A 10,730-nucleotide genomic window follows, 5' to 3' on the forward strand; every position below is an offset into this window, starting at 1 on the left:
GGCTGGCCGCCGATATGGGCGAACACCTCCATCGTCTGATAGTCCGGCGCGAGGAAGCGCATGATGTCGCCGTGGCGCGAACCCGCGTAGAGATTGTCGTGGCGATCGAGAATGACGTCTTCCGGCGCCTCGATGCGGCCGAGGCCGATCGCCTCGACGTTGCGCAGCTTGTCGTTTTGCTCGAACGGGCCGCCTTGGCCGATTTCGGTCGGGGGAGGCGGCGGCAGCGAATGATAGGTCGGCGCGACATAGACCTTGCTGATGATGCGGGTCCGGTTCTTCTGCCAGCGGATATCGACCATGGCCGCGGCGAGCAGGATGCCGGCAAGCGCCATCCGGTTGACGCCGCCGCGCGCGTTCATGGTGGTGAGGCCGTTTGTGATCAGGAGCACGATCAGCACGCCGACCGCCGACTTGGCGACCGAGCCCTTGCCGCCGCCGAGCGTGATGCCACCGAGCACGGTTGCGGTCAGCACGATCACTTCGAGCCCGACGCCGATGTCGCCGCCGACGGTGCCGAGCCGGGACGCGAAGAACAGCGCGCCGACGCTGGTCAGCACGCCGCTTGCGACGTAGCAGAGCGCGATGGTGCGGCGGACGGGAATGCCGGAATTGTACGCCGAGCGGCGCGAGCCGCCGATCGCGGTGATGTGCCAGCCGGGCCGCAGCCGCGTCATGAAGATGTGGCCGAAGATCGCGATGGCGATATAGACGAGCGCCACGGTCGGAATGCCGAACACGCTGCCGCCGCCGATGAAATCCCAGGACGGGATGTCGGGGAACGCCGACGCGATCGCGTTGGAATAGCGCTGGATCAGGAGATCATAGGCCGACCGGTAGATGATCAGCGTGATCAGCGTGGTGATGAAGGCGCGCAGCCGCAGATATCCGATCAGCACGCCGTTGACCGCGCCGAGCAGCGCGCCGCAGAGCAGGGTGGCGGCGACCACGGCCGGAACCGGCCAGCCCAGCACGTCGAGGCAGTAGAGCGCGCAAAAATCGGTCAGCGCGAAGATCGAGCCGACGGAAAGATCGATGCCGCCGACGATGACGACCAACGCCAGCCCGAGCGCGATGAAGCCGATCTCTCCGGCTTGGCGCGCTGTGTCGGAAAGGGCCGCCGGTGACAGGAAATTGTCGATGGACCGGCTGAGCGCGAGGCCGACGATCAGGAGTAGGATGACCGGGATGGCCGTCTCGGTCCATCGCTTGGAGAGGATTTCGCCGAGCAGATGATCGGGCCAGTAGCGGTAACGCAGGCTTGTCAGGGTGTCGCGCATCGGCATTCCGGGACCTTGCAGGTTTCGGGACAGCGTCCCGGACGCGAGATCGTCCGGGACGCCTGGGTCTTGCGTCGCGACAATTATTTCTTGAGGTCGCTGAGATTCCAGCAGGTCATCTGGTTATCGGCGTTCTCCTTGGTGATCGGAATCAGCGTGGTGTATTCCGAACCCTTGATGGAGCCGGGCTTGACCCCCGACGACAGCAGCCACTTGATGGTACCGGCCATCTGCGACGCCTGGGTCGGCACGTCGTAGCTCATGTTGAGATCGAACGCGCCCGACTTCACCAGTTCGCAGGCCCCCTTGCGCTCGCCGCCGCCCGAAGTCGCCACGAACACCTTGCCGGTGAGGCCGGCTTCCTTGACCGCCGCCGCGGTGCCGATGTCCATGCCGTCCCAGAAGCCGACGATGCCGCAGAGATCGGGGTTCTGCTTCAGCACGGTCTGGGTGATCGCCTTGGCCTTGGCAGCGTCCCAATCGGCGGCCTGGCTGGACACCACCTTGATTTCGGGATGCTTGGCGAGAACGTTCTCGACGCCCTTCAGCGTATAGGCGCTCGCCGCCGCCGACAGCGCGCCCTGGATGATCGCGATCTTGTTCGACTTGCCCTCGCAGGCCTTGACCACGCCTTCGGTCTGGCGCTCGCCGATCTCGACCCAGTTGGCGCCCACGAAGGCGGAGCTGCGATAGGCCGAGCCCATGTTGATCTGGATGACGTAGATGCCTTCGTTCTCGGCGCGCTGCAGCAGCTTCGCGTAGGTCTGCACGTCCGGATTATGAACCACCATCACCGCCGGCTTCTCGGAGATCAGCGACGTCACCGCCTGGGCGCCGGCATTGGTGTTCCAGTTGGCATCGCGGATCACGAACTTGACGCCGAACGGCTCGAGCTCCTTCTTCAGGCCGGCATACCAGCCCTCGGTGAGGTCGAAATTCATGGCGACGGGAACGTAGGCCACGGTCTTGCCGGCCAGGGCTTCCTTGAACGGCTTCTGGAAGGGTTCGTCGAGGCCCTGCTGGGCCAGGGCCGGTGCGGCCATCGCCGCAAGACCCAGTACGGCAACGAGTGCCTTTGTCGGGCTACCGATATGTTTCATCGCTTCCTCCTTGGTTGTGATTGTCGTTGTTGTTGGATCGTTCAGATGTCGCCCTGCTGTGCTGTTTCTTCGTTGCGCGGATTCAGGAAGGAATCCGTGATGACGGCGAGCAGCAGCACCACGCCCTTGATGAGATTCTGTCCGGCGTAGGAGATGTCCATGATGGTCATGCCGTTGAGCATGGTGCCGATCACGAGCGTGCCGATGACGACGTTCAGCACGCCGCCGCGCCCGCCCGACAGCCCGATGCCGCCGAGCACCACGACCAGGATGACGTCGTAGATCAGCGTCGAGTTGAAGATGCGGGTCGGCATCGAATTGACGGACGCCGCCATCACGAGGCCGGCAAAGCAGCCGATCAGGGCGGTGATGACATATTGCAGGACGATGATCGGGCGCGAGGGAATGCCGGTCACGCGGGCGGCATAGGGATTGTCGCCGATCGCGTAGATATAGGCGCCCCAGCGCGTCTGGCGCAGCAGGAAGGCGACCACGATGCAGGCGATCGCGAACATCCAGATCGACGTCGGAATGCCGAGAATGGTGCCCTGTCCGAGCCGCTCGAAGCCGTCCATGCCGGAGCTCCACTGCACGACGTCGAGCTGGAACAGCGCTGCCTGCCCGAGACCGGCAAGCAGCAGACCGGTTGCGAGCGTCGCGAACAGCGAGGGCACCTCGGCGTAGGCGATCAGCCAGCCGTTGACGAGGCCGAAGGCAATCGCGAGCAGCATGGCGGTCAGCAGCGAAGCCGGCAGCGAGTGGCCGTTCTGCACCATCTGCAGGACCAGCCCCGGCGGCACGGCCAGCGCCGCGATCAGCGAGATGTCGATGCCGCGCCCGATCACGACGATGGCCATGGCAAGGCCGAGAATGCCGAGCACCGCGACGTTCTGGAGCAGCGTCAGCATGTTGTCGGCGGTCAGAAAGCCGCGCAGGAAGATCGAAAACACGAGGAACAGCAGCGCGAAGACGGCGAAGACGATTTCCTGCTGATTGAACCGAATGCGCTTCATCCCGGTCTTGCCTTTCTTCGACGTCGGCCTCTCGCGGGGCCGTTATGACGATCGTGTCTCGATGCGGTAGGTCTGTGGAAGAGGTGTCAGGCTTTCGGCGAGGGCCTTGGCCCGGTCCTGGTTGTCGGAGCCCACGATGATCTGGACCAGCGTATTCAGTCTGGCGTCCTTCTCGACGCGAATCTCCGCCGCGGTATCCGGGCCGAAGATGCGGTCGATCTCGCTCCTGACCTTCTCCTGAACGGCCAGGTCGCGCAGCGTGGGCTTGAAGATCTTGCCGACAGCCGTGACCGGGAGGGCGTCGAGCAGCACGACGCGCTTCGGCTTCGCGGGAGGCTCATTGACGTTGCGCTCGAGATGCTCGCGCAGCTGGTCGAGGTCGATGGTTTGCCCCGGCGACGGCACCACGAAGATAATGGGCACCTCACCGGCATAGGCGTCCGGCATGCCGACGGCCGAGCTCATCTGCACGCCCGGGAAGGCGTTGGCGACGTCCTCGATCGCGGCGGGGTCGATGTTGTGACCGCTGCGCACGATCAGGTCCTTCTCGCGCCCGGTCAGCACCAGGCGCTGATCCGCGGTGAGATAGCCGACATCGCCGGTGACGATCCAATGGTCGTCCGTCAGCACGCCCTTGTTGTGTTGGGGATCGAGATATCCGGGAAACACCTGCGGTCCGCTGGCGAGCACGAGGCCGCTGGTGAGCGGCGGGCATTCCGTCGTCAGATCGGCATCGTCAAGCGCGACGATCTTCGTCTTCGCAAATGGCGCCCGGAAGCCGACGCTGCCCTGCACGGGCGTGCCGCGGCCCGGATTGAACGCGATCGCCGCCGCGGTTTCGGTCATGCCGTAGGTCTCGAACAGCGTGATGCCGGTTCGCGCCTGAAACCGCTCGCTGACGGCCTTCGGCGCCACGGCTCCGCCTGTGAGGGCCATGCGGACGGTGCTGATGTCGGAGGAGCCGATCGGGACTTCGGCAAGCGCGGCAATCGACGTCGGAACGCCGCTGACGATAGTCGCGCGAAATCGTTCCACGGTGTGCCAATAGTCCCTGATGGCATCGGGACTTCGGAGGCTGTAGGGCGAGGGAATGATCACATGGCCGCCGGCTGCGAGGATCGACAGGCCGAGCGTCATCGTGCCGCCGACGTGAAACAGCGGAAAACCGTTCACGGCCGCATCCAGCTCGTCCAGTCCGTGGACCTGCGCAAAGCTCCAGGCCGCATGGATCTGGTTGCCATGCGTCAGCCGCACGAGCTTTGGCCGTCCGGTGGTCCCGCCGGTGTGGAAGAGGGCGCAGATCGCGTTGCGGTCGGCCGAAGGCGTGAAGTCCAGCGTGCCGCGCGCGCCCGCGGCTGCCTCATTGAAGCTCATAAATCCGTCGGGCAGCAGACCGTTCGCGCCCATCACAAAAATGGTCTTCAGCGACGGGACGCGTTTCGCGACATTGGCCGCCTTGCTCCAGATCGCGCGATCGGCGGCTTCGGCCGGGATCACCAGCACGGTTGCGTTCTGCGCCTCGAGCAGATCGGCGATCGCGTCCTCGTTCAGGAGATAGTTGATCGAGCTGGCGACGCCGGCAATTTGGGCGCCGAGCAATGCGGGAAACAGCGGCGGCAGGATCGGACAGAGGAACGCGGCGGTTCCGCCGCTCTCGCCGATCCCGTACGACCTGAACAGATTGGCCGCGCGGATGATCTCCGCAAGCAATTGCCGATGCGTCAGCGTCACGTCGCCTGATACAAGCGAGCCCTTGGTCAGCACCGTCAGCGCGGGACGGTCGGGATGCAGGCGCGCGGTGGCGTCGAAGAGGTCGAGCAGGTTGCGGGCCGGGACGAGGGAATCGTAGGGCTGCCGCTCCAGCGCCTCGATATCGGCGATGGTCTTGACCGGCTGCGTGAACCGCGTCGTGATGGGCGATGGCATGGCGCTGCTCACGAGCACCGCCATGCGGGCGGCACGGCAGATCGTGCTGCGGCTGATCCGAGCTGGTGCAAGCGAACGTTTCCTGCCTATCTCATTGACTGTTTTTGTTCTTCATAGGCCACATGCCGGAACGCGGCTTGCTCCGGAGCGCAAAGCTTTTGCTTCTCCGCGCAAACCGGTCTTGCGTGTAGGCGGCGGCCCTCTAGAATCTCGATGTGTGCGGCCAGCTTGTGCGATGCACAAAGGACGTTCATCATGGCTGCGCAACGAATGGGCGGACGATGAACCTGGTGTTTTCGACAGACGGTCTGGAGCCGTCCAAACGCTACGCCGCCTGGCAAGGCGCGATCTGCGACGTCTACGTCCATGTCGACGTCAACGCCGAGGAGCGATCCGACTATCACGGCTTCATCCGCGAGGCGCGGTTCGGCGCCGTGACGATGACCGACGTCCTGCTGTCGGAGCAGCGCATCTCGCGCCGCGAGCGGCACATCGCAAAGCTCGACAAGGATTGCTATTACGTCGAATTCGTCCAGCAGGGCCGCGTCAACGTGCTTCAGGCCGGCCAGACCCTGCTGTCCAATCCCGGCGTGAGCGCGATCTTCTCGGCGTCCGAGGCCTATGATCTCGAATGCGTCGGCAAGGTACGATCGCTCTATCTCGAGATTCCGCGCAATGAATTTTCCGCGCGCTTCAGCGACGGACGGCTGCCTGTCGTCACGACGATGGCGACGAGCCGCGGCCTTGGCCGGATCGCCGCCGAGTTCTGCGCGACGCTCGCCGCCGAAGGCGGGCCGCTCGACGAGACCGCGCGAACGCGACTGGGCGGCGAGCTGATGGACGTTTTGGCGCTTGCGCTCGACATGGGCGAGCGGGATGAATTCTCGGAGGATGCGAGCGCGCAGCAGGCCCGCCTGCGCTCGGTCAAGGCCTGGATCGAGGCGCACCTCACCGATGCGGATCTGTCGCTTGAGAAGATCGCGAAGAGCAACGGCGTTTCGCTCAGGCATCTGCATTATCTCTTCCGGCTCACCGATGTCTCGGTGTCCGAATGGATCCTGGATCGCCGGCTGCAGCGCTGCTACGATGTGCTGACCCGCCCGGAGCTGCGGTCGCGGTCGATCACCGAAGTTGCCTATCAGCTCGGTTTCAGCAGCTCGTCGTATTTCAGCACGGCGTTCCGCAGGAAGTTCGGCCACAGCCCGTCGGACCTGCGGCGGCGCTAGTGGACCTGCAACGCGGAGGCGCGATGCAGGTCCGTCATCGGCGGCGTTACTTCACCAGCGGGCAGCCGCCATCCTTCAGCGGACGAAACGCCTGGTCGGCAGGCACTTCTGCGAGCAGCTTGTAATAGTCCCACGGGCCCTTGGACTCCTCGGGCTTCTTCACCTGGAACAGGTACATGCTGTGCACCATGCGGCCATCCTCGCGCAGGATGCCGTTGTCGGTGAAAGCATCCTTCACCGGCAGCTCGCGCATCTTCGCCATCACCGTCTTGGTGTCCCTGGTGCCGGCGGCCTGCACGGCCTTGAGGTAGTGCAGCGTCGCGCTGTAGGTCGCCGCCTGATTCATGGTCGGCATCCGCTTGATGCGCTCCTGGAAACGCTTGCCGAAGGCGCGGGTCTTGTCGTTGAGGTCCCAGTAATAGGCCTCGGTGATGATCAGCCCCTGCGCGAGCTTGAGCCCCAGGCTGTGCACGTCGGAGATGAACATCACGATCGCCGCGAGGTTCTGGCCGCCGGCGACGATGCCGAACTCGCCGGCCTGCTTGATTGCGTTGATGGTGTCGCCGCCGCCGTTGGCAAGCCCGATGATCTTGGCCTTGGACGCCTGGGCCTGGAGCAGGAAGGACGAGAAGTCCGCGGTGTTGAGCGGATGCTTGACGCTGCCGAGCACCTTGCCGCCGGCCGCCTTCACCACGTCGCCAGTGTCGCGCTCGATCGAATGGCCGAACACATAATCCGCGGTAAGGAAAAACCAGCTGTCGCCGCCGTTCTTGACGATGGCGCTGCCGACGGTGTGGGCGTTGGAATAGGTGTCGTAGGTCCAGTGCGCGGTGTAGGGCGAGCAGGATTTGCCGGTGATGTCGGAACTCGCCGCATCCGTCACGATCATGATCTTCTCGTACTGCTTCGACAGCTCCATCACTGCGAGCGCGGTCGCCGAAGTCGGCAGGTCGATGATCATGTCGACGCCCTCGGTCTCCCACCACTTCCGCGCGATGGTGGAGGCGACGTCGGGCTTGTTGAGCACGTCGGCCGCGACCATGTCGATCGGCTTGCCGAACATCTGCCCGCCAAAGTCCTCGATCGCCATTTTGGTGGCCTCGACATTCCCCTGGCCGCCGATGTCGGAATAGACCGAGGAGAAGTCGGAAAGCACGCCGATCTTGAGCGCCGCCTGCTGAGCGGAGGCGGGGACGATCAGGGCAGCCGACAGCATGCCGGCCGCAGACACGAGTGCTGCGATAGGTCTCATGGATACGTTTCCTCTTGCGCGGGACTATTCTGTCCCTTTGTCCGACAAAGTTAGAGCGGGGTTCCCCAGGAGTCAATTTGCTGCGCATCCGGCACAAAAGCCGCTGTTTGACGCGCTGTCGAGCCGATCCTATAGTTTGTCCGACAAACGCCAATGGAGCTGCCTTTGCCCCTCGCGCCGCTGTTTCGCCCGATCGATGTCGCGCCGGCCTACCAGAAGGTCGCCGACGCCATCGAGCGCGAGATCGTCAATGGCCGCATCAAGCCCGGCGATCCCATCGGCACCGAGCACGACCTCGTGCGCCAGTTCGGCGTCAACCGCTCGACCATTCGCGAAGGCATTCGCGTGCTGGAGGAGGGCGGGCTGATCAGCCGCGATTCCTCGCGCCGCCTGCACGCCTGCCTGCCGCGCTACACCAAGCTTGCAAGCCGCCTCAGCCGCGCGCTGGTGCTGCACGAGGTGACGTTCCGCGAACTCTATGAGGCCTCGATGACGCTGGAGGTGGCGAGCATCGAAGGCGCGGTGGAGCGCGCGACGGAGGAGAACCTCTCCGAGCTCACCGACAATCTTGCGCGCAGCGAAGCCGTGGTCGGCGATCCCGCGATGCTCGCCGAATGCGACGCCGAATTCCACGTGCTGGTCGCAAAGGCCTCGCAGAACCGGGTGCTCCAGCTCGCGCGCGAGCCGGCGGCGCAGCTGTTCTATCCGACCACCGAGATGATCGTGACAGGCGTGGCCGAAGGCGGCCCGCGCCTCGTCGCCGCGCACCGCCATCTCATCGACGCGATCCGCCGCCGTGACCGCGAAGCGGGCGTGCTTTGGACACGCCGGCACTTGCAGGACTGGCGGCGCGGTTTCGAGAAGATCGCCTCGCTCGATCGGTCGGTCGAGCACATGTACATGGAGCACGCGCAGGCGGCCCGGCGCAGATAGGCGCCTGATGAAGACGCAAGATTTCAGCCAGGAAATCCAACAAATAAAGCCATCACACGGAGGGACACATGACCGGCGACACCGCAGCCACCATCTCGAAAGCGCGCGAGCATTCCATCGGCGATCTGCTGCGCCGCTCGGCAGGCCGCGAGCCGAACAAGCTGGCGGTGAGCTGCGGCAGCGTGAGCTGGACCTTTGCCGAGATGGACGCGATCTGCAACCGGCTCGGCCGCGGCCTGCTCGGCCTCGGCGTCAGGAAAGGCGACCGCGTCGCCGTGCTCTCGCGCAATTCCCACGCCTTCGCGGCGCTGCGCTTTGCGCTGGCCCGGATCGGCGCCGTGCTGGTCCCGATCAACTTCATGCTGAATCCGGATGAGATCAACTTCATCCTCAAGAGCTCCGGCGCAAAGCTGCTCGCGACGGGGCCGGATTTCGTCGAGCCGGCGCGCGCCGCTTCGGCCAAGGACAGCTTGGTCGAAAAGATGATCTTGCTGCCGGGCGAGGAGTCCGCCACGGCACCAGCAGGCCTCACCACCTTCGACGATCTCCTGCATCCGGACGGCTCGTTCCTGGAGGCTTCCGTCGACAGCCGCGACCTCGCGCAGATCGTCTACACCAGCGGCACGGAATCCCTGCCCAAGGGCGCGATGCTGAACCATGAGGCCGTGATGTGGCAGTATGTCAGCTGCATCATCGACGGCGGCATGAGCGCGGAGGACAAGTTCCTGCACGCGCTGCCGCTCTACCACTGCGCCCAGCTCGACGTCTTCCTCGGGCCGCAGATCTATCTCGGCGCCTCCGGCGTGATCACGGGCAAGCCGACCGCCGACAATATTCTTGCGTTGATCCAGGCGCACAGGATCACCTCCTTTTTCGCGCCGCCGACGATCTGGATCGCAATGTTGCGTTCGCCGAACTTCGACAAGACCGATCTGTCGACATTGCAGAAGGGGTATTACGGCGCCTCGATCATGCCGGTGGAAGTCTTGCTCGAGCTTCAGCGCCGCCTGCCCACCGTAAAATTCTGGAATTTCTACGGCCAGACCGAGATCGCGCCGCTGGCAACCGTGTTGCGTCCGGACGACCAGCTGCGCAAGGCCGGCTCGGCCGGCAAGCCCGTGCTCAATGTCGAGACGCGCGTGGTCAACACGGCGATGGAGGATGTCAAGGTCGGTGAGGTCGGCGAGATCGTGCACCGCTCGCCGCATCTGCTCTCCGGCTATTACAACGATCCGGTCAAGACCGCGGCGGCATTCACCGGCGGCTGGTTTCACTCGGGCGACCTCGCCACCGTCGATGACGAGGGCCACATCACCGTGGTCGACCGCGTCAAGGACATGATCAAGACCGGTGGCGAAAATGTCGCCAGCCGCGAGGTCGAGGAGATGGTCTATCGCATTCCCGCGGTCTCGGAAGTTGCCGTCGTCGGCCTGCCCGATCCGCGCTGGATCGAGGCGGTGACCGCAATCGTCGTGGTCAAGACCGGCGAGACGCTCGACGAGGAGGCCGTGGTGAAGCACTGCGCCGGCCAGATGGCGCATTTCAAGGTGCCCAAGCGCGTGATCTTCGTCGACAGCCTGCCCAAGAACCCCAGCGGCAAGCTGCTCAAGCGCGAGCTGCGCCAGCGCTTCGTCGGGGCTGATACCCTCGACAAGGCGGTCCAGAAGAGTTTCGGCACCTGACGGGGCGATCGCCATGAAGGCCTGGCAGGTCGCGCGCGACTGGTCGATCGAGGGGATGGAGCTGGCCGATCTGCCTGAACCCGTTCCCGGCGCCGGTCAGGTCGCGGTGCGGATGAAGGCGGCATCGCTGAACTACCGCGATCTGCTGACGATCCAGGGCAAGGGCGGCGTCACGCGTTTGCCGCTGATCCCGTTCTCGGACGGCGCGGGCGAGGTGATCGCGGTCGGCGAGGGCGTTGGTCGCGTCGCGGTCGGAGATCGCGTCTGCCCGATGTTCTTCCAGTCCTGGATCGACGGAAAGGTCTCGGCGGCCAGCCG

Annotated in this window: 9 protein-coding genes; 4 read left to right on the forward strand and 5 right to left on the reverse strand. The window is 64.7% G+C overall.

Going from position 1 to position 10,730, the window contains the following annotated elements; translation table 11 throughout:
* The 4 genes from PMI42_RS10940 to PMI42_RS10955 form a co-directional block, all read right to left on the reverse strand.
* Positions 1-1,286, reverse strand: a 1,286-nt coding sequence (locus PMI42_RS10940; protein WP_035965216.1) for an ABC transporter permease, incomplete at its 3' end; no start/stop codon positions are given.
* 77 nt (positions 1,287-1,363) lie between these two features.
* Positions 1,364-2,380: a sugar ABC transporter substrate-binding protein gene (locus PMI42_RS10945; RefSeq protein ID WP_008133604.1), complete on the reverse strand. Its 1,017-nt coding sequence runs from the start codon at positions 2,378-2,380 to the stop codon at positions 1,364-1,366.
* A gap of 41 nt (positions 2,381-2,421) precedes the next feature.
* The gene (locus PMI42_RS10950) at positions 2,422-3,393 is read right to left on the reverse strand and encodes an ABC transporter permease (RefSeq protein ID WP_008133606.1); all 972 of its coding nucleotides are present in this window, start codon (positions 3,391-3,393) and stop codon (positions 2,422-2,424) included.
* A 42-nt stretch (positions 3,394-3,435) separates the two neighbouring features.
* A complete protein-coding gene (locus tag PMI42_RS10955) occupies positions 3,436-5,319 on the reverse strand; it encodes an AMP-binding protein (protein ID WP_240535224.1) in 1,884 nt (627 codons plus the stop codon).
* Positions 5,320-5,600: 281 nt separating this feature from the next.
* Between PMI42_RS10955 and PMI42_RS10960 the strand changes: the two genes are divergently transcribed.
* Positions 5,601-6,545 (forward strand): helix-turn-helix domain-containing protein, encoded by a 945-nt coding sequence (locus PMI42_RS10960; protein WP_008133609.1) that lies wholly within the window; start codon positions 5,601-5,603, stop codon positions 6,543-6,545.
* A gap of 46 nt (positions 6,546-6,591) precedes the next feature.
* On the opposite strand, the gene PMI42_RS10965 is transcribed toward PMI42_RS10960, so the two are convergent.
* Complete coding sequence (locus PMI42_RS10965) at positions 6,592-7,797, reverse strand: ABC transporter substrate-binding protein (RefSeq protein ID WP_008133611.1); 1,206 nt, start codon at positions 7,795-7,797, stop codon at positions 6,592-6,594.
* A gap of 153 nt (positions 7,798-7,950) precedes the next feature.
* On the opposite strand from PMI42_RS10965, the gene PMI42_RS10970 reads away from it, so the two are divergent.
* From PMI42_RS10970 to PMI42_RS10980, 3 genes are all read left to right on the forward strand, one after another.
* A complete protein-coding gene (locus PMI42_RS10970; RefSeq protein WP_035965215.1) occupies positions 7,951-8,730 on the forward strand; it encodes a FadR/GntR family transcriptional regulator in 780 nt (259 codons plus the stop codon).
* A gap of 68 nt (positions 8,731-8,798) precedes the next feature.
* On the forward strand, positions 8,799-10,412 hold the full coding sequence (locus PMI42_RS10975; RefSeq protein ID WP_008133615.1) for an acyl-CoA synthetase: 1,614 nt from the start codon (positions 8,799-8,801) through the stop codon (positions 10,410-10,412).
* Positions 10,413-10,425: 13 nt separating this feature from the next.
* Positions 10,426-10,730 (forward strand): alcohol dehydrogenase catalytic domain-containing protein (locus PMI42_RS10980; protein ID WP_008133616.1); only part of this gene is annotated, 305 nt, incomplete at its 3' end.

The sequence above is a fragment of the Bradyrhizobium sp. YR681 genome, assembly GCF_000282615.1.
In the GTDB taxonomy this organism is placed as follows: domain Bacteria; phylum Pseudomonadota; class Alphaproteobacteria; order Rhizobiales; family Xanthobacteraceae; genus Bradyrhizobium.